Source organism: Pseudoalteromonas sp. S3785, assembly GCF_005887365.1.
In the GTDB taxonomy this organism is placed as follows: Bacteria; Pseudomonadota; Gammaproteobacteria; order Enterobacterales; family Alteromonadaceae; genus Pseudoalteromonas.
In genome coordinates this window covers 11787-37949 of record NZ_PNCT01000045.1, presented here as the reverse complement: position 1 = coordinate 37949, position 26163 = coordinate 11787, and the positions used below count along the sequence as shown (strand labels likewise).

Here is a 26163-nt window from a genome sequence, read left to right as displayed (position 1 = left end):
ACTGTTATGTGTGTGCAAGTTGCACTGCTTGTTCTATATCTACTGCTACCATGCGTGATACGCCTGGCTCTGCCATAGTAACGCCAGTTAAACGCCCTGCCATTTCCATCGCAATTTTATTATGACTAATATAAATAAACTGCACCGATTGTGACATTTCTTCAACCAAACGGCAAAAGCGTACCACGTTAGCATCATCAAGCGGCGCATCTACTTCATCCAGCATACAGAATGGAGCTGGATTGAGCCTGAATATAGAAAACACTAATGATAATGCGCTCAGCGCTTTTTCTCCACCACTTAACAGATGAATTGTCGAATTTTTCTTGCCTGGCGGCTGTGCCATTATACTAACACCACTTTCGAGTAAATCGTCACTGGTTAATTCTAAATACGCGCTACCACCGCCAAATACTTTTGGAAATAGCTCGGCAAAGTCATTGTTTACTTGATCGAAGGTAGCTTTAAAGCGTGTTTTGGTTTCACTGTCTATTTTACGTATCGCCCCTTCAAGTGTATTTAACGCTTTGGTTAAATCCTCAAGTTGATTATTAAGGTAATCACTGCGCTCTTTAGCTTGTTCAAACTCATCTATTGCGGCTAAATTAACTGGACCTAGCTTATCTAATTGATGCACAAGCCCACTGATCTGATTTTGCGCTGCATTTAAACTCAGTGAATCAGGCAGTGTATCTAAAACACTTTTTAGACTTTGCTTTAATTCTTCAAGCGGCTCAAGTGCTGCCTGCGCTTTTATAATTAGGCTTTGCTCTTCAATGCTTAGCGTTTGATGTTGTTCTTGCAAAGCCACCAACTCACCTTGAGAGTGCTTAAGACTCGCTTGCTTGCTTATAAGTGTTTGCTTTGCCTCATTAAGCTTTTTTTGTATCACATCTAAGCTCGCTTCACCTTGCTGATGTTTTATTAAAAGCTGTGCTATTTGCTCAGTGAGCTCTTGCTCAGGTATTAGTAACGCTTCCATTTGCGCTTGTAGCTCTTGCGCTTCTTCTTGCGCACTAATGAGCGCTTGCTCAGCATGATTAAGCTTTGTTTGACTAAGCTGCCACTCACTGTGTGCTTTTTGCTCTTTTAACGTGGCTTGATACGCTTTTGTTTTATATTGCTCAAGTGTCGCTGCAGCTTGGCTGTATGCTGTATTACTGCGTGTGCAAGCGGCGTCGGCCCTTGCCAGTTCGTCAGCTAAAACACTTTGCTTGTGATGTAACCCTTCAAGCGCAGTGTTGTGCTCATCGCGGGTTTTTAATAATTGTGATTGCTCAGTGGTTAATGCACGCTTTTGTTGCTGGTACTTTTCTAGTTGCTGTAAAAACTGTGCTACTTGCTCTTTTAACATGTCGCTTCGCGTAGTGGCCACGGCAATATTTTGTGCTAATTGATGAATTGCATTTTTAAGAACCGCTAATTCATCATTCAGCTTTTGCTGCTGTGTTTTTAGCGCATTAAGCTGCTCAACGTCTCTTGCAAGTGTATTTTCGGCCTCTACTAAGCTCGCTTTTTTTTGCTTTAACTGTGTGTGTTTTAAAAGTTGTGAGTTTTCGGCGTTTTTGTCTGCGCCGCGGTGCCAGTTTCGAGCATGTAAAGCACCGCTCTTATCCATAACCGCAATATAAAATGTATCGTTTAATGCAGCTAAGTCTGCACTTTCGCTGTACGCAATACGGGTCAGTAGATCTGGATAAACCCCCTCAATAATGAGTGCCGCAACGCTATTTACTGGTATTTCACTCTTCTGCGGCCATACGCTATTGTTGCTTTGCACATCCGCTACGTTTAGATGCTCAAGGGTTTGCAGTGCCTGTTCAACTATATGTTCAAACCCTGGTTTTACTTCTAATTGATTAAATAAAGTGTGCTGCTTATTGTCATCTTCAATCCCTAAACTGCTTTTAAGCCCAGCAATGCGCGCTTTTAACTCATTAACGTGCTGCACGCTTTGCTGATGCTGTTGCTCAGCGTCATTTACTAAATCGGTTTGCTCTTTAAGCGCTGCGTTGCACTGTGTTTGCGCCGTTTGCTTACTAGCAAGCTCATGAGTTAGGATTTGTTTGTATTTTTGTTGCTCGGCTAGTTGCTGCTCTAATTGGCTACTTTTAATATCGTCAATTTGGCTATTTAGCTGGCTAAGCTGTGCGTTTACATGGGCTAATGATTGCTCTGTTTGCTTAACACTACTTTGCTGCGCCTGTACTTTATTATTAAGCGCGTGCTGTTGTTGATTTAGGCTTTGCCACGCGGCTGTGTGCTTATTTTTTTCATCCGCTAAATCTGCAAGTGTAAGGCTAAGCTCTTCGACTTGCTCTCTGCACTCTAAACTGTACTCACTTATCTCTTGGTGGCTCACAGCTAACTGCTCACATACGTTTTGCTGCTGTGTTTTTAGCGCTTCACTTTGCAGCTTTCGTTGCTCAAGCTTAACCATACTTTGCTTAAGTGTTTGCGTTTGCTGTTTAATATTAATGTGTTGCTGTTCGGCGCGAGTCAACTCTGTGTGGGTAACGTGTTGTTGGTGCTGCGCATCGTTAAGCGCATCTTGCTCTGCATTTACTTGAGCCTCTAGGCTTGCAAGCACATCGTCGTGGCCTGAGTGGGCCGTTTTAAAAAAGGCGATTTGCTCATTAAGCTTTTTAATTTGCTCACTTTTTTCAAGCTGTTGTTGATGCAGTTTTTGCCATTTTAATACAGACACTTGGCCTTTTAAGGTACGCTCTTGCGCTTTTAAATCGCGGTATTTTTTCGCATCAACCGACTGCACAGCCAGTTTATCTAGTTGCGCTTGTAATTCTTTACGCACATCAAGTAAACGCTCAAGGTTTTCGCGGGTACTTTTAATGCGGGTTTGCGTTTCGCGGCGGCGTTCTTTGTATTTAGACACACCAGCGGCTTCTTCTAAAAATACGCGCAGCTCTTGAGGTTTGCTCTCGATTAAACGCGAGATCATCCCTTGCTCTATAATTGCGTAACTACGCGGACCAAGCCCAGTGCCTAAAAATATATCGGTAATATCGCGCTTACGGCATTTGCTCCCATTTAAAAAGTATAACGATTGACCATCGCGTGTTACTAAACGCTTAATCGCTATTTGGTTTCTGTCGGCAAATGTATTAGGTAAATCACCTTGGGTGTTATCAAAAATAAGCTCTACTGAAGCTTGCGAGATAGGTTTACGATTAGTTGAACCATTAAAAATAACATCGGTCATGGCATCGCCACGTAAGTTTTTAGCTGAGCTTTCACCAAGCACCCATCGCACAGCGTCAATCACGTTTGATTTGCCACAGCCGTTAGGCCCAACAACACACGTCATTTGATCAGGAAATGGAATTTTAGTGGGCTCTACAAACGATTTAAAGCCCGCTAATTTAATAGTGCTTAAGCGCATCTTATTGTTATTACCGATTATTATTGTTATTACTTATAAACAATTTAACTCATAAACAGTTAAAAAGTTAAGCTTGGCGTTTAAAGTTATCTAAAATAATACCTGTGGCCATTGCCACATTAAGTGACTCTGCCTCACCAAAAGCCGGTATGGTTATTTTATCGCTTACTAATTTTGCACACTGCTCGCGTATGCCATGCGACTCACTGCCCATAAGCAACACACCTTTTGCGCTAAAGTCTGTTGTATGTACGCTTTGCCCATCTAAAAATGCCCCATAAATAGGCATATTTAATGATTGTAAGTATTCAGGTAGCTCTACTTGGCTTACCGATACTCTGACAAACGAACCCATAGTCGCGCTAATTGTTTTAGGGTTGTAAGCATCGGCACTATCGGTACTTGTTACTATATGTTTAATGCCATACCAGTCGGCAACTCTGATAATAGTACCTAAATTCCCCGGATCAGAAACCCCATCAAGCGCCAATATTAAGCCGCTATTATCAGGTAAATCAGCCTTTGGCATATCAACCACGGCAATGGCCGCGTTATTACTCACTAAGGTACTGGCTTTAGTCAGCGACTCTTCTTCTGCCGGCGTAAAATCTACATGTGGAAACTGGTTTTGGTGAGTATTTATAAACGCCTGTGTTGCAAATATATCAACCGCCTTTAATGGGCTGTTTAACAACTCAAGTACGTTTTTTTCACCTTGTACAAGGTATTGATTATATTGCTTTCGGTACTTTTTTTGGCCAAGTTGGCGAATAAGCTTGAGTTGGTTTTTTGAAATCATAACAGCCCCATAAAATTATCGCCCTAGTATACCAGAGATGATTTAAAGTGCAGCACCACATATATTAAAAGCAGCGCCATTGTAGGCTGTAAGGCTATTAAAGATTGAGCTTTGCACCAAATTTAGGTAAATTAACAAAAAAACAACATGGATATAATTTTAATGGAATCTATACACCCTACTCCCCCAGAAACCAACCCTGCAGTAAGTGAACCTGCTGCCCCTATTTTTAGCGGCAAAGTACAGTTTAGCGGTAAAGGCGGTGAATTTTTTGGTATTTGGATAGTCAATATTTTACTGAGCGTGCTTACTTTAGGTATTTATTCGGCTTGGGCAAAAGTGCGCACAATGCGATACTTTTATGGCCACACCCGCATTGACGGACACAGCTTTGACTACTTAGCCACCCCGATGCAAATTTTAAAAGGCCGTATTTTAGCGGTTATTGTATTTTTAATTTACTCCTTTGGTAGCAGCTTTTTTCCTCTTGTAGGCTTACTATTTGCGGTTGCTTTTATCTTTTTAATGCCATGGATTATTAACCAAGGCCTGCGCTTTAATATGCGTATGACCCGTCATCGAAATGTACGCTTTGCATTTAAAGGCGATTACGGCGAAGCCTTCATTAATTTTATACTGTTACCTATCGCCAGTATTTTTACCCTTTATTTATTAATGCCGTATGTTTTAAAACGTATCGACAGTTACATACACAGCAATATTAGCTACGGTGATACGCCGTTAACCGTAAACCTAAAAGGTGAAACCTACTACTTAACCGCCCTTATTTGTTTTGTGGTGAGCTCTATCACTATGGTGATTTTTATGGCTGTTTTAGGCTTGTTTGGCCTTGATTTAATGAATGCAGAAAACCAACAAGCTGCACAAGATCCAGCCAAAATGGGCATTATGTTTGGTGGGATAATGATTGCTTACGTATTTATGATAGCAATAGTAACCGCTGTGTGGGCTGCGGCTATTCGTAACCATATTTTTGATAACAGTCAATTTGAAGACGTAGCGTCATTTAAATCAGAGCTTAAGCCTATTCCTTTTGCCATATTACTGTTAACTAATATGCTAGCCATTGCGTTTACTCTTGGGCTTGCCTACCCGTGGACCAAAGTACGCACATCAAGGATGCTTGCCGAGGTTACAACCGTTAGTATTTACCCAAGCGCCCTAAACTTGGTTGATAGTACGCAGCAAGAGCAGTCATCATTTGCCGAAGAAGCGGCCAATGTATTTGATATTGACCTATCGCTAACCTAAGAGCTAATTATGCACGTACAGGGACATTACTTCCCCAAAGCATCAAGCAATTACCAGCAAGGTGTCGCTAATATTAGCGACACCTGTGTTGAGATTAGCTACGATGATCAGCTTATTTCAAGCTACGCTATAAGCGATATAACACTCACCCCAGGGCTTGCCGGTCTTGCTGACGAACTGTGTTTTAATGATGGTAGCCGCTTTATTCCTACTGATGTAAATTATCGCTGGCCTTTTAAAACGAATAAACTCGATAGACTCGAGCGCCTTGAAAAAAGTAAATGGGCCATTATCGCGGCTGTTATTTTTACACCGCTTTTTATGTGGCTAATGCTTTATAAAGTTGTGCCCACTATTGCCGTTTACAGTATTGATACTCTGCCGCGTAGTGTTGTAGAGCAGATGGGTGAACAAAGCTTTACCATAATTGAAAAGCTAGCACTTGATGAAAGCGAACTACCTAATGAGCAACAAATTAGAGTACAACAATACTTTAATACCATGCTTAATGAACTCTCACTTGAGCCATCTATTTATAGGTTGTCGTTTTATAAATCAGAGGCCTTTGGAGCGAATGCATTTGCAATGCCTCACGGGCGCATAGTGGTCACTGATGAATTAGCTAACTTATTAGCTGATAAACCCAACGCGTTAAAAGCGGTATTACTTCACGAAATTGGTCATGTAGTCCACCAGCATAGTGTACGCATGACCGCGCAATCGGCAGCCAGTACCATTGTACTTGCGGTGATATTTGGTGATTTAGAAGGCATAGCAGAAGTGGCACTTGGCACCGGTGCTACCTTTGCACAGCAAGGGTTTTCGCGTGATATGGAGCGTGAGGCAGATAGCTATGCGCTCATTCAACTTGAGCATTTGGGTTATTCGAGCAATGATTTTGCCGATGCCATACAAGCACTGCAAAGTGCCCATACAAGTGAAAATGAACACCTTGAAAAGGTTAATAATTTGCTCGAATACCTATCAAGCCACCCAAGTGCACAAGAGCGCATTGATAATGCCAGAAAATAACACGGTTTATATTCAACTTGCCCGCTATATTGTGGGGCTGAGTTGGATATACCACGGCTTTTTCCCAAAGCTGTATCATATTGCACCACTTGAAAAATTGATGACTGGCAGTGCGGGTTTTTCAGCACAAGTGTCTGACTTAATTACACGTTCGGCGGGTATTGGCGAAATTATATTTGGCGTGTGCTTATTAGTGTTTTATAAACAAAAGCACATCGTTATTTTAAATATCGTAGCGTTGATTGGCCTTCTACTCGCTGTAGTAGCAATGCAGCCACAATTACTTATTGAAGCATTTAACCCAGTAACCACTAACCTGCCGCTTATTGGATTAAGCGTTATTTGGTTAAAAGAAATTACTAAATAATCGGTATCTTTAAAATAAAAAAGGTATGCCTGCCCATACCTTTTTTGTAGTGCTCTCTTATAACGTTAATACTTATTTTTATGTGTCCACAAATGCAATAACTCGCTCGCAATGGTTGCTGCGGCAATAGCGGTAAGCTCGCTTTGGTCGTACGACGGTGATACCTCTACCACATCCATACCCACCATATTTATGCCTTTTAGCGCGCGCAGTATTTTAAGCACTTTATCAGATGTTAAACCACCGCATACCGGTGTGCCTGTACCTGGTGCAAATGTAGGGTCTAAACAATCTATATCAAACGTTAGGTAAACGGGTAAGTCGCCTACTCGCTCACGTATTTGCGCTGCAATGTCATTGGCAGGTAAATCGTTAGCCTGCATTGCATCAATCACGGCAAACTCGTGCTTTGATTGGTCAAAGTCGGTGCGAATACCAATTTGTATACTGTGCTCTACATCAATCAACCCTTCCATAGGCGCATGATAAAACATAGTACCGTGATCAAAACGTGAGCCATTGCTGTATGTATCAGTGTGCGCATCAAAATGAACCAAGGCCATTTTGCCATGTATCTTTGCATGTGCACGCAATAGCGGAAGCGTTACAAAGTGATCGCCCCCAAGGCCTAACAGCGTTGTACCTTGGCGAAGTATTTGCTCTGCGGCCATTTCTAGCTGTGCCGTAAAATACTCAGGATCGCCTACCGGATAAGTAAAATCCCCTGCATCTGCAACCGTTAAACGCTCGAACAAAGGAAATGTCCACGGGTATTTAGTGTCTTCCCAGGCTAAATGTACCGACGCTCTGCGAATGGCATCGGGCCCTAAGCGTGCACCGGGGCGACCCGACGTTGCCAAATCAAAGGGTAAACCTAATACAACAACATCTGCATCAATGGCATTAATATTTTGCACCATAGGACGACGTAGAAACGTCATCCCGTTTGAATACAATGAGTGGTCAACATGACCAAACAAGCTAGACATTGCTTATAACTCTTCTAAATAAGTGTAGCCATTAAGGCCGTTTTGCAACTCGTCTAAAACGCTTTGCTGTTCATTTTTGTCTATTTTTGCAGACACTAACTGCGCGTACGACTGTTGAAAACTCTCAACATCTAAATGCACATAGCGCATCATATCGGCCACCGTATCGCCTTGGTTTATCTCGCTAATACTGGCAACACCTTGCTCATCCATATTGATAATGGCACTGTGCGTATCGCCAAATAAATTGTGCATATCACCTAAAATTTCTTGATACGCTCCCACTAAGAAAAAGCCCATTAAGTAAGGTTTATCTACACTGTACTCAGGCACGGGTAAGGTGCTTTCAATGCCTTGGCCATCAACATAGTGTTCAAGTGCGCCGTCTGAATCACAGGTTATATCAAGTAATACCGCACGATTTTTTGGTGCTTCGGTTAATCCACTTAATGGCAATACCGGAAACACTTGATCAATCCCCCACGCATCAGGCAATGATTGAAAAAGCGAAAAGTTTACAAAAAACTTATCAGCTAAACGCGCATTTAACTCGTCAATAATTGGGCGATGAAAACGGTTTTTGTTATCCATGTGTTTGTTAAGCTCATAACAAATACGCAAGTTAACTTGCTCTGCCCACGCACGCTGCGTTAAATCTAAAAGCCCCAGTGCAAATTGGTTATGCGCCTCTGCTAAGTCACCTTGGCTATCGTGATAAATTTCAATCAGTGCACGGTCATCCGTTAAATCGGTTAATTGCACAAACGATGCCCACATGTTTTTTAATAACAGAGGTGCATCCGCCACTGGCGCTACTAATTCCTCTGGCGTGTAACTTTCAGTACCAATAACATTAGAAATAAGCACTGCATGATGCGCCGTAAGCGCACGTCCTGACTCAGAAATAATCGTCGGCATGGGCTGCGCGTACTGCTTACAGGTATCACCAATGGTGTACACAATGTTATTTGCATATTCAGCTAAGCTGTAATTCATAGAGTTATGCGATTGGCTGCGTGTACCATCGTAATCAATCGCTAAACCGCCCCCTACATCTAAGCACTCAATGTTTGCACCTAATTTGCGTAACTCACAGTAAAAACGCGCAGCCTCGCTTACACCTAAACGCACATCGCGAATGTTTGCCATTTGCGAGCCTAAGTGAAAATGAATAAGTTGCATTAAATCAAGCTGGCCTGCGTCTTTTAAACGGTTCACTACGTGCAAAACTTGCGACGCTGATAAACCAAACTTAGATTTTTCGCCGCCACTTGCTTGCCACTTACCTTTGCCTTGCGATGCTAAACGTACACGAATACCAATACGTGGTTTAACATTTAGCGCTTTTGCTTGGTTAAGCACCATGTCGAGCTCAGAAAGCTTTTCAAGCACTATGTATACTTTGTGGCCTAGCTTTTCGCCAATCAGTGCTAAGCGCACATATTCTTTGTCTTTGTAGCCATTACATACAATCACTGCACTGGTTTTTTCTGCCATTGCCAATACTGTTAAAAGCTCTGGTTTGCTGCCCGCCTCAAGGCCTAATTGTTTTTTTTCTAATTCGGCTTGGCTTGCTACTATTTCTTCAACCACTTCGCGCTGTTGGTTTACTTTAATTGGGTAAACTAATAAGTAATCTTTTGGGTAACCATAGTTTTCAATCGCGGTATTAAACGCACTACATAAACTGTGCACACGATGATGTAAAATTTGTGGAAAGCGCACTAAAGCCGGTAAGCTTAAGCCCTTTTCTTGAAGTTGTTTTGTAATATCTGTTAGTGCAATAGTTTGCTCTGGGGCGTGAGCCTTTGGGGCAACATACACATCACCTTGATCATTAATACCAAAAAAACCTTGGCTCCAATGACGAACATTGTAACTCGTGCGAGCTTGTTCTAGTGATGTTGTCTCTTTCATTTATCTTTCTCTTTTGTTTAATGAATGCCGGTTCGGCGAGTTGGGCGCATTAAAAGAAAAATAGACTGTTAAGTCCAACAAGTATTTTTACTCGTAACGAGTGATTTTTAGTGTTGAGAAAAAACACCTACACCTTAGCTTTTTACAGCTAAAAAAATAAGTACAGCTGTACTTTTTTAATATAAAATAGAACAACTGTACTTATTTGGTATAAATATGAAACAAATTTATTTTAATCAAAACAAGCCACCTAAATTTTCTAAAATAACAAAGGCTGCCACTTTTGGTCTGACCAAAACATTTCCTAAACTCAGTGCCCGCCTTGCCATGAAGGTATTTTGTAATCCGCATAGCCGACGCCAATACGAATTTAGAACATGTATACAGCCAATTAATATTAAACTTACTACCGAGCTTGGTGCAGTAAACCTGTACTATTTTAGCCAAGCCGAAAACACTAAAACGGTATTTTTATCTCATGGCTGGGCCGACAGCACTAATCGATTTACTGCTTTAATAGACGAACTACTTGAAAAAGGCTTTAATGTTTATTCAATTGATCACATAGGCCATGGCTATTCGCACGGCAATACCTCGCACTTATACGGGTATATGCAGGGTCTAACAGCGGCTTTTGAGTACTTTAATGGGCAAAACATTACCATTAATAGAGTCGTTACACACTCTATGGGCGGTGTTGCTTTGTTAAACTTAGCGCCTCATTATTTAGAAAATAAAAAAATTGTGTTTATCTCTGCCCCTGCACAAATATTTGAAGCCATGTTTGCAAAAGTTAGGCAAGTGGGGATTTCTGAGCTCATGCTAGAAAACATGCTTAATAAGGTGTCGGATAAATATGGTATTAGCTGGCAAAACCTTCACCCTGACCATTCTAAAAATAAAATAAACGAAAACATGTTGTTTATTCATGATAAAAATGACTCAGTGGCAAGCTTTGAAGCAATAAAATTATTGACTGAGAACACACCCGCAACACTTGTGGCCACACAGGAGCTTGGGCACGTACGCATTTTAAAAAGCCAATACGTGTACGACCAAATAACACGCTTTATGGATTAACAATGAAAAAAAGTGAGAGCACTAAGCGCAATATACTGCACAAAGGAATGGCCTATGCGGCTGCACAAGGTTTATATAGCTTGTCGATAGGGAAAATAGCGGCAGTAACTAACATGTCGCGTACGGGGGTGATCTCACACTTTGCCAATAAAGAAGATATGCAAGTGGCTATTTTGGCCTACACAGAAGAAGAGTTTAGAAAACAGGTTGTTGATATATCTGTTGATGAAGATGCGTTAATTCATTTAAATAATTTTCAGCAACGCTGGCTTGAGTGGCTCAATTTTTTAGATACGGTATCGCCTGGTAAGCAGGCATGCTGCCCGCTCATTAAAGCGTCGGTAGAATTTAAAGCGAGCCCCAATTGTTTGGTAAGGCAGTTTATGCAAGACCAACACTTAAAAATGATTAACTACCTCACTAAACTTGCAGTTAACTGCCAAGCACAAGGCTACTTTAGCCAAGACAAAGAGCCGAGCATTTTTGCGTATGAGTTTTATGGCTTATATACCGGGCATGTTGTACAAACAAGTTTAATAGATAACCCAGCTTTAACGCTTACTTATAAAAAAGTAGTTGGCAATTTAATTGAGCGATATATGCGCGTTAACAATAGCCTGTAAGGCGTTTTTCACCTTTAATATGACTTACTTTTTAAGCGCTTTTAGGCGCAAAAATAATAATAGCCATACCCAGTAAGGCAACCGCCCCGCCCACTAAATCCCACATTGTAAGTTTTACGCCATCAATAGCCCATAACCACAGTAAAGCCACACATATGTACACGCCGCCATACGCGGCATACACTCGTCCAGCGGCTGCTGGGTGTAACGTTAGCAACCACGCGAATAGCGCTAAACTGACTGCTGCAGGTATTAAAAGGAATATGGATTTATCTTCTTTAAGCCAAAGATAAGGTAAGTAACAACCAATAATTTCAGCAAGGGCGGTAATAATAAATAGCGCGATAGTTTTTACTTCAAACATAAAACCTCACGTAATTTAAATAACAAGAACATAATAACGCTAAGTAACTAAAAATTAGTTACTTAGCTAAAATATAATGTGAAATATGGGTAAAAAATTCTTTACCCATATTTAAGCAAAACAAGTTACTCGGCCAAGGCCGCGTCAGCCAGCTTCATTGTACTTTCGAACGATTTAGTACCGGCTATAAATAAACCATTGTGGCAAAATACAGCGTCGTCTAAGCCTGTTTCAGCTTGAAACTCTTCATCCGATAAACCAGCCCACGCTTTAGGCAGTGACTTTCTGTCTTCAAACGAGCCTGGCTCTACTGGTACAGTTTGAATAATCCATTGGCCGTTTTGCGAAGGGTAAACCATAAATAAAGCGTCGCTTGATAAATGGTGTACTGTTTTTTTCCATGGTGTGTATTTTTCTAAAATAATCACGCGGGGATCTTTTGCCTCTTCTATTGCTTTTGCAACAATATCTTTGGCGTTAATGCTTCCCTTTGCTGAGGCAATAAAACGGGTTAATAAACGCGCTGCAAACTCAACGGCTTCATCAAAGCATTCATCAAAGTTGCCTTCCTCTTCCCATGTAGGATTAAACATAGAAAGCGTTTGGCTAAGCGTTATGCCCTCAACCACACCTTTAACGTAACCACAATCTATTGCATCAATAGTAGAGACTAAACCAGCGTCTACTCTATCAGCCACCGCTTGGTTATTATCACACAGTGCTACACCATACTTTTTCCAAATTAAGCCAAATGACGAGTATGGCGTGCCATTTTCACGCTCGCCTGCGCCGCCGCGTTGGTGGTGATCAAAGCGTCCTGTGTCAGGGTTGTATTCGCCACCTACATCAACAACAATATCGGCACTTTCTATTATGGCTTTATCGCGGGTTCGTACCAAGTTAAAGGCAGGCAATACATGCTTAAGTACCGCAATGCTAAACACATCGTCGGCATGGAAATTACCGCTGTGGGTTACTACTGTTAAATCGCTCATTGGTTTTGGGCTACTTTTAAAAAAGATAAAATTCTCACTTATGAAGTGCTAAATGCAGATTAAAACTTACGTGGCGAATTTTATACGAACAGCGCAATGAAAAACAGTGAAGTATTTTTTGCGCCCACATTAAAGGGCAGGCGCAAGGAGTAAATTAGCAATTTTATTTTGGCTCAGGGCTTAGACCAAGCTCCATAAATACACTTTGTGGGTTATCTTTATACGAGCCAAAGCTTGCACAGCGCTCAAAACCTAAATCCTCGTATAAACTAATTGATTCGGTTTGCTTAGGGCCCGTTTCTAAACGAATGAGTGGAATTTTTGTTTCGCCGGCATAATGCAGCAAGTTTTGCATGATACGTCTTGAAAAGCCTCTACCTCGGTAACTCGGTTTAACGTATAAGCGCCTTATTTCGCCATAAAGCGTACCGTCATTTTGCTTAACAATAGCGCCACAAGCTATAATGCCATCTTCATTTTTTAAACCAATTGCGTAAACGTTGTCTTTATCTAATTCTTCTATTTTAAGAGATTGGGCTGTAGCCACCGGATATAACGAGTTTATCAGTCTATCTATATCTGCAAACACATTAACTACATCAGGATCCTTAGGGGTTAATTCGACTAACTGCATCTCTTGTCGTCCATTTTTTATTTTGAATCATTATAATAAGTTCATAATATATATTTACGACATGTGTTCCTAGTGTTGTTTAAACAAAATGTTTTAATAAGGTAAAAATAGAATTATTAAAACGTTAGCTAAATGAGCGTAAACAACGTTCAGGCTACTAAGCACTTAGACTTTGCTTTTTTAATTGATGGGCATGCCACTTAAGGTAATTGCTGCTGTTCATTGGCTTTGCGACTAGGTAGCCTTGTATGCAATCTGCATTGAGCAAGTTTAGTAGCTCAAATTGCGCCTCTTGCTCTACACCCTCGGCGACCACAGTAATATCTAAACTTTTACCAAGGCTTATAATCGTATTAACAATATTAAAGCCTTTGCCTTTATCTAAAATTTTATCAATGAAGCTTTTATCAATTTTTATTTCCTGAACAGGGAAGGCATTCAAATGTGCTAAGCACGAATAGCCAGTGCCAAAGTCGTCAATTGAAAACACAAATCCACGTTCTTGTAGTTCAGCCATTTGTTTTATTGTGCTGTTTATATCACCCGACAACATGGTTTCTGTGATCTCAAGTTTTATGTGTTGTGGCTTTATGTTGAACTCTTTAATTGTAGAGCATAGCTCACGGGTAAGCTGCGACGAATTAAACTGTATATGGCTAATATTTATAGATACACTAAAGTGCTCTTCTATCATATTGCTTTGACTAAGTTGATTGATAAGGCTACAAATATTACGAAGCACTATATTTTGCAGTTTTTGGAGCAAACCGTATTGTTCTGCTATGGGTATAAACTGGTTGGGCGCGATAACCCCTTTTTCTGGATGAATCCATCTAATCAGCGCCTCTGCACCCACTAAATTCCCTTGCATATTTATTTGCGGCTGAAAATACGCACAAAACTCATTATTTGCAATGGCCCTTACAATATCGGTTTCTAATTCAGCTTGTTTTTCAAGTAATGTTTGCAACCTAGGATCATAAAAGCTGCAGCTGTTTCCCCCTTTTTCTTTGGAGCGGTACATAGCGGTATCTGCAAATTTTAATATGTTATCGGTGATTGTGTGCTCTTCGTTGATTAAACAAATGCCTATACTACAGCTCACTTGAAATGCCAGCTCCCCAATTGAAAACTTATCGTTAAACACGCTTTGCACTTTTTTTGCGACTATTTCAGATTCAACACAGGCTTGGTGATTATGCTCACCAATGTATTCGAGTAAAATAATAAATTCATCGCCCCCCACTCTCGCTAACGTATCTGATGCTCTTAATACGCCACTTAAGCGTTTTGCCAATTCTTTTAGTACTTGATCGCCTGCGCCGTGACCTAGTGAGTCATTTATTCGTTTAAAGTTATCAACATCTAAAAACAAAAGTGCGCCCGTTTTGTTGCTGCGTTTAATACGCTCTACACATTTTTTTAAGCTGTCGCTGAGCATGCGCCTATTAGGTAACCCAGTTAAAGGATCAAAAAAAGCAAGCCGCTGCACTTCTTGCTCGGCTTTTTTGCGTAGGGTCACATCTCTTGCCATCCACACTACGTGTTTAAGTGTTGGATTGTCTGGCTGATAGTTGTTAAGTGCGGCCGCTCTACCTTCAAAGGTGATGTGGCCCTTAGGCACTTTTAAATCGTACTCAAATACTTGCATTTCATTAGTTTGGATGGTTTTGTTGATAACCCCCATAATCATGTCGGCATCTTTTACAGGGAACAAATCTTTTACACTTTGACCAACCAAATCATTCGATGATTCGAGTAATAAATCATTCGAGGTGCCATAAATATCGGTATAGACTCCCTCTTCGTTCAAAATCAAAATAAGATCGGGCATCACCTGCGTAAACGCTTTAAATTTTTCATTACTTTTTTGCAGGTCTGCAACTAGCTGCCTAGCTTTTAGCGATTCTGCGTTTTTTTCAAGTGCTATGCTGGAAAAGTGTACAAAATAGTCAATAAGCTCTAAATCTTGCTGTGTAGGTGCTTTAGGGGTGCCGTGGTAAATAGCAAACGTGCCTAATATTTCATCAGTGGTTGACACAATCGGGGATGACCAACAAGAGTATAAACCATAGCTTTGCGCTAACTCTTTGAAACCTTCCCATAAAGGTGAGAGGTTAATATCAGGCGCAATAATTCGTTCGTTTTTATAAGCAGCGGTGCCGCAAGAGCCAACGTTAGGACCTATAAATAAACCATTTATTGCCTTTAAATATCCATCGTCGATATTTGGGGCAGCACGATGAAATAACTGATTACCCGTTAAAGAAAGTATAGAGCACCTTGCCGAGCTGTCTTCAATGATCTGCTCTATAGCTAAACAAATATCTTGTAAAACATCGTCTAAAGCTATACCTAACGCAATTTTAGATAATATATTCTGCTGGTGAGATAACAATTGTTTTAGTTTTGCAGTATTCATACTTCACCATGCATCTAGGTACTATTAAGTTATTAAGCACTTTAAAAAAGCAGTGCATCAATAAATTCCTGCTCTTAGTTCGTATATTTAAAGTGAGTATAGTTAAAAAACTTACAACGCGAGTTTTATTATTACGATTATAGAAATTGTTTTTAATAAAATAGCTAAATATCAGTGTTAGTATGCGTCAAGCCCACATTATTTTGCAACAAAAAATAAACATTGTTAACAAAGCGACCCAACTAAGACATTCATCAACTTTTTAAAAATTTTGCAGGTTTAACACTTTGTTACTTAAAAAGGCTGTTCAAAATTATCAGTCTAATTATACTGCATGCAGATATGAGTATTTTTTGAGGTTACTGTGCAGATCATACAAGGTATGGAATATTTTTTTTCGGGCTTTAAATTAATTAGCCAAAAAGGCCTTAAGCGCTTTGTGCTTATTCCGCTTTTACTTAATATTTTATTGTTTGGTAGTTCACTCTTCTTTTTATTTGGTTGGTTAAGCGACAGCTTTAATTATATCAACAACATGTTACCTGAGTGGCTTAGTTGGCTTGAGTGGCTAATGTGGCCTATAGCAATACTTGTTGTACTATTTAGTTACAGTATGCTTTTTACCGTAATAACCAACTTTATTGCCGCACCATTTAATGGCTTACTCAGTGAAAAAGTTGAGCTTTATTTAACAGGTCAAAAAATAAATGACGACGGTTTTGCTGATTTAGTTAAAGACATACCCCGCATGGTAGGCAGAGAGTGGACAAAGCTTTGCTATTACTTACCCCGCGCTATTGGCTTTTTTATTTTACTGTGGATTTTACCCGTTATTGGCCAAGTATTATGGGTTTTATTTACATGTTGGATGTATGCTGTGCAATACAAAGACTTCGCTTTCGATAACCATAAAGTAGGCTTTAAACAAATGAAAGACGATTTAAAGTCTAAGCAAGGCTTATCTTATGGCTTTGGCTTTGCTGTTATGCTGCTCACTGCAATCCCATTTATTAACCTAATTGTTATGCCCGTTGCTGTGTGTGGCGCCACCCGTTTGTGGGTAGATAATTACCGCTCTAAATACCGAGCGGGCTAAATAACACTATAGCAATTAATAAAAGCACCTTTTGGTGCTTTTATTTTACCTACTTCAATTTAAGTGCAGTGTAATTTAATTTAGCGCGCCTTGGCAGTGGTGCACTTTTTTCATCTTGTAAAATAAACGCAGTGATCACTATCGAGAATAACTGCTTTTTAAACGTTATGTTGATGACTTCGCCTATTTTAGTTTTATAAGTATGCTGCTGATTAAACAGTTTAAGCTCGCCGTTTGCTAATTGCTCAACATACAAATAGGGGGTGTGCAAAGGCAGTTTTAACCTTATAACATTTAAACTGCTTTGCTCTTGCATTGCAATCCACTCACCTTCTTTATAAAGCGTATTAAAACGCGTTATGCCCTCGGGCTGTAGTACAGAGTCTTTTTGTATTAAACACGTGCTGCACCCGTTTACACGCCTTTGCTGCCAATTTACTGGCTTGTTATTATAATAAAGTGCATCAGTTAGTAACCATTCACTATCATGGCTATTGCCAGTGTTATATGTGGCGTTTTGGCTACACGCAGCGATAAAACAAATAATAGCACCTTGCAAGAGGGCTGCTTTTTTAAATCGGTAGCTCATTTAGTGCTCTTTAATTGCTTTAATTTGGTTGATTATAAGCTCGCTTGGTGCTGCTTCTTTTATATAGCTAGGCAATGAAGTAGAAACAGCTTGAACACGTTGTTGTTGATACTGTTTATGGCTCATTGTATTGGCAACACCAAATCGATTGCCTGCACTTTGCGAGTAAAACTGCAGGTTGATCATGCCCCACTCGTCAGCGTCGGTAAGTATAGTAATTTGCGAGTCTTGGTTTGCATCAAAGTTAGTCAATGTATCGCCAAATATTGCATTGCAATTATAATCAACTGCCTCGGAGCCTGGTCTATTTAACCCGGCGCTTTCTTCAATAGCACTTTCATTTATATCTGCAGCACTACCATTTGAATAGTCAATTATAAAGTCATCTGTTGAGCCCGTTTGATTATTAGTATTTGGTACAAGGTCACAATTAATATTATTGGTATAAAACCGATCGTAATAACGGTCGCCTTCATTATTGCCTATGCTTGCAAGCCCCGTTAATTGATATAAGTAATTCATTGAGCTTAAATGGTTTGGCTTAAAGTTCACTTCTTCATCGCCACCATGGTAAAGCCCTAAATTATGGCCTAACTCATGAAAAATAGTAGATGCTTGGTAATTGTTCGTCACATTTTGTGATGTTTGATCATCAACCGATAACCCCCAACCGCCCATGGTCAACATTAGGTCATTACCATTTATTTCAGCAATACCCGAGCCACTAATGCTGCCGTCTTCGTTACCACTGTTTGCCATTAATAAATAATGAAAAATCGGACGGCGCGTTGTATCGGCATATTCCATTTTATAAGCAAATAAATTAGCTGTGCCTTGATCATATTCAAAGGGCGTGTAGCTGTTAAATGGTACGGTTGTACCGCCCCCTAAATCAAAGTTAGCGGTGGAAATACCCGTGCTTTGATCAAACAAATCGCCCACATCAAAGTGAACCATGTAACCATTAGATGCAAATACACTCACTACTTTTTCAAGTGCTATGCGCTGTGGCGTAATACCTGGATCTGTACTGTCCATATAATCAATTTCTATAAATATATCTTTTTGATTTTCACGCGCTCCCCATTCGTATAAGGGTAGCCCGCCAAAGGTTGAGCCTTCTTGCTCAGCACAATCTGGAATACCATCTAAATCAGTATCGGTATCACAGGTAACATCGTTTTGCCCTGCAGGCGTATTAAAAACTGAGTAAGCCCAATCGCTTGCTTGGTTAGTATCTGTTGCATTAAGCGCACGTTTTAAGCTTGACCCTTGTTCAGCCTGCATTGCTGGCGCATTGCCGCCTTGCCATTGCGCGGCACTAACTGGTTGCTGGTTAGAGTTACCAAATTTTACAAAGTCGATTGTTTGTGTTGCTGCACTGTTTAATAGCTCTGCATAGCCATTTATATACCAATAAGGACGTAGTTCATCGCTTTGGTTACCCACCAGCACAATTTTAGGGTTATTAAGTGCCGCACTTGCTAAAAATTCATCACCAAAGCGGCTTTGCAGTAAAATATAACTGCCGTTTTCTACTACTTTATTGGGTAAAGTAAATACTTGCTCGGCGCTTACTGAACTATCAAGCATATTAATTGCGTGCGTTTTTAATGAGTAATTTTGTAAATTAACAGCCTCTCCAGTGCCATTATAAATCTCAACCCAGGGCGTATCATTAGTAAATTGAACCGATATGATTTCAGTGATTTTTAAATCTTGGGTAGACGTAGTAAACTCACTCACTTGACCAGCTATTGAAGCAGTGCCGAAGAAATTTACTAGCAGATCAGTTAAGCGGACTTTGTATAGCGTGTTTTCTGAAAAATTAGCGCTTAGGTTAACGCTTTTAAAATACTCATTCGTTTCATCTGGCCCATCAGATATGCTTTCTATATTCAGTGCCACACAGGTTGCAAAATCATCACTTGATACCTGAATACTGCCTTCACAACTACCCGCGCTACTATTAACAGTTAACGAACTACTGCGCATTACATCAGAGAACGTAATGCTAAGGGGGGTGTCAACCAATACCGGTTCATCTGATCCATTAGGTGTTATTTCTGTCACCGTTGCAGCGCTGGTATCAACAACTATTGTGTTGAGTAAAAAGTTAGTGCTGTCTTCACCGTCACTGGCTATCAGAGTATAGCTTTTTGCAGAAATACTATTTACAGGCGGTGTATAGCTAAAGCGCAGCGCTTGGGCATCAATAACGCTTACTTGTGCCCCTTCTAAATCATCTGGAAAGATAATTTGTACCGTATCCCCATCGATGTCATTTACTAATAAATTAAATTCAGCACTTAAGTTGTACTCCACTTCAATGCTTATATCATCAGCTACAGGTGGAGTATTTGGCGGCACCACAATTACCGTTTTTTGTGCACTATTGGTTGCATCGTCGTTATCTTTAACTGTGGCTAAAAAGGTAATATTGGTGTTCTGAGCAACCGTTGGGGCCATAAAGGTAATGCTTGAATCGGTTTGCGTGAATTCGACCACAGGGCCGTTTGTTTGCTGCCAGCTTAGTTCGTTAATAGTGCCATCATCGTCTTGCGCAGTGGCTGTTATTGTAACTGACTCATTTTGCATTGCCTCCTCAGGCCCTGCTAAGGTAATACTAGGCGCACTGTTTAATTGCGTAATAAGTACCGTTGCGCTGCCTTGCACAGTGCCTCCTGCATTATCAGTTACAGTAACAGTAAAACCTAGCGTTTCGTTTTCACTCACATTCGGTGCAGTAAAGTTTAGTGCACCTTCGGTTTGGCTAAATTCAATAGAGGAACCAGCAGATTGCACCCACACTATGCTGCTAATCGTGCCGTCGATATCTTGTGCATTAGCAGTTAAACTCACTTGGGTATTAGCCAGTGCGCTGCTTGGGCCTGTAATGTTTACCGTAGGAGGCGTATTTTGGACAGTAACCGTGCCTGAAAACACCTGCTCTGATGTCGCCCCGTCGTTATCAGTTACTAGCACCGAAAAGCTAAAATTAGTGTCAGTATTTACACTTGGGGCCGTTACGGTGAGTGTGTTGCCATTGGCTGTAAAGGTAAATTCAGGCCCCGATAGCTGCTGCCACTGGTAACTAGAAACCTGCCCGTCGCTATCGCTTGCTTGAGCTGTAATGGTAAAGGTTTGACTAGCAACAATAACACTGCTGCTAACATCAATACTAACGGTAGGGGCAGTATTAGCAGTCGAACCGCTGTCTGAGGAGTCACCATCACTGCCCCCGCCGCCGCAACCGGCTATTAAAAGTGATAAAAAAAGTAATCCTAGCCATTTGTAAACATTATTTAATACCACTTTTATGCCTCTATAATTTAGCTATACAAATTTTGGGGCACCTTAACAACGTTTAAATGAACGGTGACTTCCTCACGATCATGATACAAATGCTTTGCTTGCAACTCATAGGTTATACCGTACTTAGCAAGCTCTTCTTTGATCATCGTCAGGCATTCATAAACACTATCAAAGCGTTTTTTCATAGGCAGCTTTAAATTAAATATAAGCTCTTTGGCGTATGCGTTTACTGCCCAGTCAATCATTAGATTAGTCACTTTGGTTGGTTTTTCCACCATATCGCACACTAACCAATTAATATTTCTTTTTTCTGGGCGATATTTGAAACCATCAGCTCTAAAATGTTTAACTTGGCCTGTTTCCATCAAACTATCGTTCATTGGGCCATTATCTATTGCGCTCACAAACATGCCTCGGCGCACTAATTGATAGGTCCAACCGCCAGGGCAAGCACCTAAATCAACCCCTCGCATGCCTGGTTGTACTCGCTCTTCACGTTCTTTCTCAGGTATAAAAACATTAAAGGCTTCGTCAAGTTTTAACGTTGAGCGGCTCGGTCCATCACTTGGCATACGTAAACGTAAAATACCCATAAAAAATGGCGAATTATTATAGCTATACGAATACCCTACATACGCGGCATTATTGGCTAAAAATAGTATATGCATCACTGGGCGGTTTGCTTTTGGCTCACGCAATACCGTGTTTTGTTTTTCAAGTGCTTTTTTTAGTGGTGTTGATATTTTTTTACAAAAGGTCAGCAGCTCTTTGCCTTCGTTAGTATCGGGGGTTTCTACACGCAATTCACTGCACAATGGAAAATCCTTTGCGGCTTCTTTTAATGCCGTCACACGGTCCTCTACCGGCATATTTTCAATCAACGTACCTGCAAACCACTGGCGCGCAAATACCATATTTTTAAAGTCGACCTTTTTGATTATTTCGTCGCTGTGTTGCGCTTCAAAACATTCATAAATCACGTAGCCGGTATTTGGTTTGGCTTTAACATAGCCGGCAAAACCTTGCTCGGCAGCATGAAACGTTATTTCAGCAGCCGCATCGTTTTCAAAACCACTACGACAATAAATCACAACACTAGACATATTAACCCTTAAACTCTTTAAAACTTAAATCGTGCAACTTGCACTAAAATAACAACCCAACCAATTATAAAACATAACCCACCTAATGGGGTTATTGGGCCTAACCACTTCATTCCGCTAAGTGCTAATAAATACAAACTGCCACTAAAAAGCAGCGTACCGGCAATAAAAAAACCACCCGCCATAGTTAAATTAATACCCCACTTAATTAAAATCGCTACGGCTATAAGCGCTAGGCCATGCATCATTTGATACTCAGCTGCGGTTTTAAATACCCCAAGTGAATACTCAGTTAAACGACTTTTTAAGCCATGCGCGGCAAACGCCCCTAACATAACCGACAGCATGCAAAAAAAGCTGCCTGTAAGTAAAAATAATTTAATCATAATTGCTCCACTCTATTGGCTATAAATTTACCTGCTTCACGCGCCGCTGTTTCGCGGTTTTCAAGCTCGCTTACACCACTTTTTTTACGAGGTTTAAGTGAATGGTCACCATCGCTAAGCCATACAAAGCTTGGCTGTTTTGGCATAGAAAGCGTTTTAAGCTCTTCGCGAGTGCCAAAGGTATCTCGTTCGCCTTGTAATACTAAAAACGGGCAAGGTATGTCTGCAAAGTGTTCGGTGCGTAACTTTTCGGGCTTACCGGGTGGATGAAACGGATAGCCAAACGCTAAAACACCAGCTATCGGTTGTGCAGAAGTACATGCAAGCATAGACGCCATGCGCCCACCCATCGACTTGCCGCCAATAAATAACGGTAAATTAGGTTGCGCATTTGTCAGTACTTGCTCGTAATAAGCTAACAGTTTTGGAGCTCGCTCTGGTGGCCTACGTTTTTGTGTTCGTTTAGCGATTTGCATGTATTCAAAATCAAATAAACCTACATCAATACCCTGCGTACTAATGAGTTTAGCCATATGCTGCATAAAATCAGAATCTGAACCAGCCCCTGCACCGTGCGCAAATATAAACTGTGCAATAGCCGGCTGCGTTTCACTTTTAAACCATTCAATCATTATTAATACTCTTGTTCTTGTTCAACCAAGCTGAGCATCCAATCCTTAAACGACACTATTTTACCCAGCTCTGTTTGCGACTCTCTGATCACTAAGTAATACGCATTTTTGCTTTCTAAACTGTGACTAAACGGGATCACTAAACGACCAGCATCAATATCGGGTTTGGCAAGCACACTATTGCCTATTGCTACCCCTTGGCCATGCACCGCGGCTTGCAATACCATTGACGAGTGGCTAAATATGGGACCTTGATTTACTTGAACGTTGCGTACACCCGCCGTTTTCATCCAAGTTTTCCAGTTACGCCGTGTGGTATCGTGCAACAGCGTGTGTTGAGCTAAATCACTTGGCTCATTAAGCGGCTTATGACCGCTTAATAACAGCGGGCTGCATAAAGGCACTAAATACTCTGTGTGTAGTTTGTAAGTTTGAACCCCGCTCCAATGCCCTCTGCCATAATAAATAGCAATATCTACATCATCACTTAATGAATTTTCATCTTGGTCTTGCGCTTTTATACGCACATCTATTTCAGGGTGCAGCTCATTAAACAAACTTAACCGAGGTACTAACCACTGAATCGCAAAACTAGGAGTTAAGCTTACGGTAAGTGACCCCTTTGCACCGCGAGCAAGTAGCTTTTCGGTAGCATCTATTAACTGCGTAAAAATCTCTTTTATATCTAAAAAGTACCCTTGGCCTTCTTCAGTTAACAACAACGAGCGGTTTTTACGTAAAAACAATTTTAGGCCTAAATGTTCCTCAAGTGTTTTAATTTGGTGGCTCACTGCTGCTTGCGTTACATACAGTTCTTCTGCTGCTTTAGTAAAGCTTAAATGGCGTGCCGCAGCTTCAAAAGCTTTAAGTGCGTTTAGTGGAGGGACTCGTCTTGACATAGTAACCAAGCTTAGAATTAGTTTTTCTTATGCGTAAGATTATATACAGCATCGTTGTGCGTGTATATTAAAGGAATAAAAAAAGCGACCTAAGCCGCTTTTTAACTATTACTTAAATAGGTGTTAAATTATAAATCGCTTGCGCTTGTATCAAGTGGTGCAAAGCTTTTAATTAAATCATCTACTGCTTTCATTTGCGATAAGTACCCTTCAAGCTTACTAAGTGCTAATGCACATGGGCCATCACACTTTGCTTCATTAGGATTAGGGTGCGCTTCAATAAATAAGCCCGCTATACCCAATGCCATGCCACTGCGAGCAAGCTCGGCAGCTTGTGCACGGCGTCCATCAGCAGAGTCTGCTCGCCCGCCTGGGCGTTGTAGCGCATGGGTTGCATCAAAAATAACCGGTGCCATAGCTTTCATATCATCCATACCTAGCATATCAACCACTAAGTTGTTGTAACCAAAGCTTGAGCCGCGCTCACACAGTGCAACATTGTTGTTACCCGCTTCATTAAATTTAGTAATGATATGACGCATTTCGTGTGGTGCTAAAAACTGTGGTTTTTTCACATTAATAATGGCACCCGTTTTAGCCATAGCGACTACTAAATCTGTTTGGCGTGCTAAAAATGCAGGTAATTGAATTACATCAACCACTTCAGCAACAGGCGCTGCTTGGTGTGGTTCGTGCACGTCGGTTATAAGCGGAATATTAAAGGTATTTTTAATCTCTTCAAATATTTTTAAGCCTTCTTCCATACCTGGACCGCGGTATGAATTTATTGATGAGCGATTCGCTTTATCAAACGAGGCTTTAAATACATAAGGAATATTTAATTTAGACGTTACTTCTACATAGTGCTCTGCAATGCGCATTGCTAAATCGCGCGATTCTAAAACATTCATACCACCAAATAATACAAATGGTTTGTCGTTTGCCAGCTCAATGTTATTAATATTAATTACTTGGTTGTTCATTTAAATTCCTTAAGGTGCAACTGCTTGCATCATTAATCCACAAATGTAGGCCATATATGTACCTACACCATACCCTAGTACAGCTAATAACACGCCCACTGGCGCAAGCGAAGGGTGAAACGCAGAAGCCACCACAGGCGCCGACGCAGCGCCGCCAACGTTAGCTTGCGAGCCAACCGCCATATAAAATAACGGGGCTTTTATTACTTTGGCCACAATCAGCATTAAACTTGCGTGTGTTAGCATCCAAATAGCCCCAATTAAAAATAACCCAGGGTTACTAAATATAGCGGTTACGTTCATGTGTAAGCCAATTGATGCTACTAAAATATATAAAAAGCTTGAAGCAACTTTTGATGCGCCAAACGCTTCTATTTGTCTTACTTTAGTAAATGATAAACTAATACCAATCGTGGTTGAAATAACAATTAGCCAAAAGAATTTACTGTTTAAGCTGTACTCTTTAGCCCACGCATAATTGTTTGCAAAAAACGGCCCTAAAAAGTCGGCACAAAAATGAGCGAGCCCTGTTATACCAAATGCTATGGCAATAATGGTCATGTAGTCATTAAGTGTCGGCATGCGAGCATGCTCTGCGTGGTATTGCTCAACACGGTTTTTTAAATCTTCAATGGCGGTAGTATCAGCCCCTGTTGCGGCATCAATTTTTTTATGGTTTGCGGCCATTAGTAATAAAACAGCCATCCAAATATTCGCCACAATCACATCAACGGTCACCATAACCGAGAAAATATCGCCGCCCACTTCAAACATTTCTTTCATTGAAGCTTGGTTAGCGCCGCCACCAATCCAGCTGCCGGCAACCGTTGTCATACCACGCCAAACAGCATCTGGGCCGTGGCCGCCTACTAAATCAGGGCTAAATACACTCACCACTAAAATTGATAAAGGTCCACCTATCACAATACCCAGCGTTCCCACTAAAAACATAATGAGCGCTTTGGGGCCTAAATTGATAATCGCTTTTAAATCAATACTAATGGTAAGTAAGATTAAACATGCAGGCAGTAAATATCGCGAGGCAACATAATAAATATTGGAGCTATGCCCATCAACAATGCCAAAGGTATTGAGTAAAGAAGGTAAAAAGTAACACAACAATAATGCCGGTACATACTTATAAAATGCTTTTAGTTTGGGATTTTCGCTGCTAGAGGTTTTAAAAATAAACCCTAAAATTACAGCAAGCAACCCCAGTACAACAGCATCATTGGTAATTAATGCAGTGTGAGTATCAGCCATATT

Annotated in this window: 22 protein-coding genes; 6 read left to right on the top strand and 16 right to left on the bottom strand. The window is 40.7% G+C overall.

The window, feature by feature from the left end; genetic code table 11:
• Positions 1-4 precede the first annotated feature (4 nt).
• Both CWC17_RS12065 and CWC17_RS12060 read right to left on the bottom strand, forming a co-directional pair.
• A complete protein-coding gene (locus CWC17_RS12065) occupies positions 5-3400 on the bottom strand; it encodes a chromosome segregation SMC family protein (RefSeq protein WP_138613031.1) in 3396 nt (1131 codons plus the stop codon).
• A gap of 67 nt (positions 3401-3467) precedes the next feature.
• On the bottom strand, positions 3468-4199 hold the full coding sequence (locus tag CWC17_RS12060) for an RNA methyltransferase (protein WP_138613029.1): 732 nt from the start codon (positions 4197-4199) through the stop codon (positions 3468-3470).
• A gap of 162 nt (positions 4200-4361) precedes the next feature.
• Here CWC17_RS12060 and CWC17_RS12055 point away from each other — a divergent pair, with 162 nt between their 5' ends.
• From CWC17_RS12055 to CWC17_RS12045, 3 genes are read left to right on the top strand one after another with little or no spacing between them, the layout of a single operon-like run.
• A complete protein-coding gene (locus tag CWC17_RS12055; RefSeq protein ID WP_138613027.1) occupies positions 4362-5471 on the top strand; it encodes a YjgN family protein in 1110 nt (369 codons plus the stop codon).
• 9 nt (positions 5472-5480) lie between these two features.
• Positions 5481-6503, top strand: coding sequence for a M48 family metallopeptidase (locus CWC17_RS12050; protein ID WP_138613025.1), 1023 nt, complete (start codon positions 5481-5483; stop codon positions 6501-6503).
• Entirely contained in the window at positions 6490-6870 is a 381-nt protein-coding gene (locus tag CWC17_RS12045) for a DoxX-like family protein (RefSeq protein ID WP_138613023.1), read from the top strand. The genes CWC17_RS12050 and CWC17_RS12045 overlap by 14 nt, the downstream gene beginning before the upstream one ends.
• A 65-nt stretch (positions 6871-6935) precedes the next feature.
• Here CWC17_RS12045 and speB read toward each other — a convergent pair whose 3' ends face one another.
• On the bottom strand, positions 6936-7859 hold the full coding sequence (gene speB, locus CWC17_RS12040) for an agmatinase (RefSeq protein WP_138613022.1): 924 nt from the start codon (positions 7857-7859) through the stop codon (positions 6936-6938).
• A 3-nt stretch (positions 7860-7862) separates the two neighbouring features.
• Entirely contained in the window at positions 7863-9776 is a 1914-nt protein-coding gene (gene speA / locus CWC17_RS12035) for a biosynthetic arginine decarboxylase (protein ID WP_138613021.1), read from the bottom strand.
• 216 nt (positions 9777-9992) lie between these two features.
• On the opposite strand from speA, the gene CWC17_RS12030 reads away from it, so the two are divergent.
• Positions 9993-10856 (top strand): alpha/beta hydrolase, encoded by an 864-nt coding sequence (locus CWC17_RS12030; RefSeq protein WP_138542271.1) that lies wholly within the window; start codon positions 9993-9995, stop codon positions 10854-10856.
• 2 nt (positions 10857-10858) lie between these two features.
• A complete protein-coding gene (locus CWC17_RS12025) occupies positions 10859-11479 on the top strand; it encodes a TetR/AcrR family transcriptional regulator (RefSeq protein ID WP_138613020.1) in 621 nt (206 codons plus the stop codon).
• Positions 11480-11510: 31 nt separating this feature from the next.
• On the opposite strand, the gene CWC17_RS12020 is transcribed toward CWC17_RS12025, so the two are convergent.
• The 4 genes from CWC17_RS12020 to CWC17_RS12005 all read right to left on the bottom strand — a co-directional run bounded on the left by CWC17_RS12020 (position 11511) and on the right by CWC17_RS12005 (position 15894).
• The gene (locus CWC17_RS12020) at positions 11511-11843 is read right to left on the bottom strand and encodes a YnfA family protein (RefSeq protein WP_138542269.1); all 333 of its coding nucleotides are present in this window, start codon (positions 11841-11843) and stop codon (positions 11511-11513) included.
• 125 nt (positions 11844-11968) lie between these two features.
• Positions 11969-12838, bottom strand: a complete 870-nt coding sequence (locus CWC17_RS12015; RefSeq protein WP_138542268.1) for an MYG1 family protein — start codon at positions 12836-12838, stop codon at positions 11969-11971.
• A 163-nt stretch (positions 12839-13001) separates the two neighbouring features.
• Positions 13002-13472: a GNAT family N-acetyltransferase gene (locus CWC17_RS12010; protein ID WP_138542267.1), complete on the bottom strand. Its 471-nt coding sequence runs from the start codon at positions 13470-13472 to the stop codon at positions 13002-13004.
• 157 nt (positions 13473-13629) lie between these two features.
• Positions 13630-15894: a bifunctional diguanylate cyclase/phosphodiesterase gene (locus tag CWC17_RS12005; protein ID WP_138613019.1), complete on the bottom strand. Its 2265-nt coding sequence runs from the start codon at positions 15892-15894 to the stop codon at positions 13630-13632.
• A gap of 382 nt (positions 15895-16276) precedes the next feature.
• Here CWC17_RS12005 and cysZ point away from each other — a divergent pair, with 382 nt between their 5' ends.
• The gene (gene cysZ / locus CWC17_RS12000; protein WP_171037676.1) at positions 16277-16990 is read left to right on the top strand and encodes a sulfate transporter CysZ; all 714 of its coding nucleotides are present in this window, start codon (positions 16277-16279) and stop codon (positions 16988-16990) included.
• A gap of 49 nt (positions 16991-17039) precedes the next feature.
• Here the strand turns inward: cysZ and CWC17_RS11995 are convergent, their stop codons facing one another.
• The 8 genes from CWC17_RS11995 to CWC17_RS11960 all read right to left on the bottom strand — a co-directional run bounded on the left by CWC17_RS11995 (position 17040) and on the right by CWC17_RS11960 (position 26160).
• The gene (locus CWC17_RS11995; RefSeq protein WP_138613018.1) at positions 17040-17579 is read right to left on the bottom strand and encodes a hypothetical protein; all 540 of its coding nucleotides are present in this window, start codon (positions 17577-17579) and stop codon (positions 17040-17042) included.
• Positions 17580-20894 (bottom strand): PKD domain-containing protein, encoded by a 3315-nt coding sequence (locus CWC17_RS11990; protein WP_138613017.1) that lies wholly within the window; start codon positions 20892-20894, stop codon positions 17580-17582.
• Between the two features lie 17 nt (positions 20895-20911).
• On the bottom strand, positions 20912-21997 hold the full coding sequence (rlmM, locus tag CWC17_RS11985) for a 23S rRNA (cytidine(2498)-2'-O)-methyltransferase RlmM (RefSeq protein ID WP_138613016.1): 1086 nt from the start codon (positions 21995-21997) through the stop codon (positions 20912-20914).
• A 17-nt stretch (positions 21998-22014) separates the two neighbouring features.
• Positions 22015-22383, bottom strand: coding sequence for a DUF423 domain-containing protein (locus tag CWC17_RS11980; RefSeq protein ID WP_171042089.1), 369 nt, complete (start codon positions 22381-22383; stop codon positions 22015-22017).
• Complete coding sequence (locus CWC17_RS11975) at positions 22380-23015, bottom strand: alpha/beta family hydrolase (RefSeq protein WP_138613015.1); 636 nt, start codon at positions 23013-23015, stop codon at positions 22380-22382. Before CWC17_RS11975 ends, CWC17_RS11980 begins: the two co-directional genes overlap by 4 nt.
• 2 nt (positions 23016-23017) lie before the next feature.
• The gene (locus CWC17_RS11970; RefSeq protein ID WP_055016476.1) at positions 23018-23914 is read right to left on the bottom strand and encodes a transcriptional regulator GcvA; all 897 of its coding nucleotides are present in this window, start codon (positions 23912-23914) and stop codon (positions 23018-23020) included.
• A gap of 128 nt (positions 23915-24042) precedes the next feature.
• Positions 24043-24897, bottom strand: coding sequence for a 3-deoxy-8-phosphooctulonate synthase (gene kdsA, locus CWC17_RS11965; protein ID WP_055018788.1), 855 nt, complete (start codon positions 24895-24897; stop codon positions 24043-24045).
• Positions 24898-24906: 9 nt separating this feature from the next.
• Positions 24907-26160, bottom strand: coding sequence for a DUF819 family protein (locus CWC17_RS11960; RefSeq protein ID WP_138579197.1), 1254 nt, complete (start codon positions 26158-26160; stop codon positions 24907-24909).
• Positions 26161-26163 lie beyond the last annotated feature (3 nt).

What these genes read in the sequence shown, in the direction of transcription:
- CWC17_RS12065 (WP_138613031.1), bottom strand. Translation starts at nt 3,400, where the DNA reads ATGCGCTTAAGCACTATTAAATTAGCGGGCTTTAAATCGTTTGTAGAG.
- CWC17_RS12060 (WP_138613029.1), bottom strand. Translation starts at nt 4,199, where the DNA reads ATGATTTCAAAAAACCAACTCAAGCTTATTCGCCAACTTGGCCAAAAA.
- CWC17_RS12055 (WP_138613027.1), top strand. Translation starts at nt 4,362, where the DNA reads ATGGAATCTATACACCCTACTCCCCCAGAAACCAACCCTGCAGTAAGT.
- CWC17_RS12050 (WP_138613025.1), top strand. Translation starts at nt 5,481, where the DNA reads ATGCACGTACAGGGACATTACTTCCCCAAAGCATCAAGCAATTACCAG.
- CWC17_RS12045 (WP_138613023.1), top strand. Translation starts at nt 6,490, where the DNA reads ATGCCAGAAAATAACACGGTTTATATTCAACTTGCCCGCTATATTGTG.
- speB (WP_138613022.1), bottom strand. Translation starts at nt 7,859, where the DNA reads ATGTCTAGCTTGTTTGGTCATGTTGACCACTCATTGTATTCAAACGGG.
- speA (WP_138613021.1), bottom strand. Translation starts at nt 9,776, where the DNA reads ATGAAAGAGACAACATCACTAGAACAAGCTCGCACGAGTTACAATGTT.
- CWC17_RS12030 (WP_138542271.1), top strand. Translation starts at nt 9,993, where the DNA reads ATGAAACAAATTTATTTTAATCAAAACAAGCCACCTAAATTTTCTAAA.
- CWC17_RS12025 (WP_138613020.1), top strand. Translation starts at nt 10,859, where the DNA reads ATGAAAAAAAGTGAGAGCACTAAGCGCAATATACTGCACAAAGGAATG.
- CWC17_RS12020 (WP_138542269.1), bottom strand. Translation starts at nt 11,843, where the DNA reads ATGTTTGAAGTAAAAACTATCGCGCTATTTATTATTACCGCCCTTGCT.
- CWC17_RS12015 (WP_138542268.1), bottom strand. Translation starts at nt 12,838, where the DNA reads ATGAGCGATTTAACAGTAGTAACCCACAGCGGTAATTTCCATGCCGAC.
- CWC17_RS12010 (WP_138542267.1), bottom strand. Translation starts at nt 13,472, where the DNA reads ATGCAGTTAGTCGAATTAACCCCTAAGGATCCTGATGTAGTTAATGTG.
- CWC17_RS12005 (WP_138613019.1), bottom strand. Translation starts at nt 15,894, where the DNA reads ATGAATACTGCAAAACTAAAACAATTGTTATCTCACCAGCAGAATATA.
- cysZ (WP_171037676.1), top strand. Translation starts at nt 16,277, where the DNA reads ATGGAATATTTTTTTTCGGGCTTTAAATTAATTAGCCAAAAAGGCCTT.
- CWC17_RS11995 (WP_138613018.1), bottom strand. Translation starts at nt 17,579, where the DNA reads ATGAGCTACCGATTTAAAAAAGCAGCCCTCTTGCAAGGTGCTATTATT.
- rlmM (WP_138613016.1), bottom strand. Translation starts at nt 21,997, where the DNA reads ATGTCTAGTGTTGTGATTTATTGTCGTAGTGGTTTTGAAAACGATGCG.
- CWC17_RS11980 (WP_171042089.1), bottom strand. Translation starts at nt 22,383, where the DNA reads ATGATTAAATTATTTTTACTTACAGGCAGCTTTTTTTGCATGCTGTCG.
- CWC17_RS11975 (WP_138613015.1), bottom strand. Translation starts at nt 23,015, where the DNA reads ATGATTGAATGGTTTAAAAGTGAAACGCAGCCGGCTATTGCACAGTTT.
- CWC17_RS11970 (WP_055016476.1), bottom strand. Translation starts at nt 23,914, where the DNA reads ATGTCAAGACGAGTCCCTCCACTAAACGCACTTAAAGCTTTTGAAGCT.
- kdsA (WP_055018788.1), bottom strand. Translation starts at nt 24,897, where the DNA reads ATGAACAACCAAGTAATTAATATTAATAACATTGAGCTGGCAAACGAC.
- CWC17_RS11960 (WP_138579197.1), bottom strand. Translation starts at nt 26,160, where the DNA reads ATGGCTGATACTCACACTGCATTAATTACCAATGATGCTGTTGTACTG.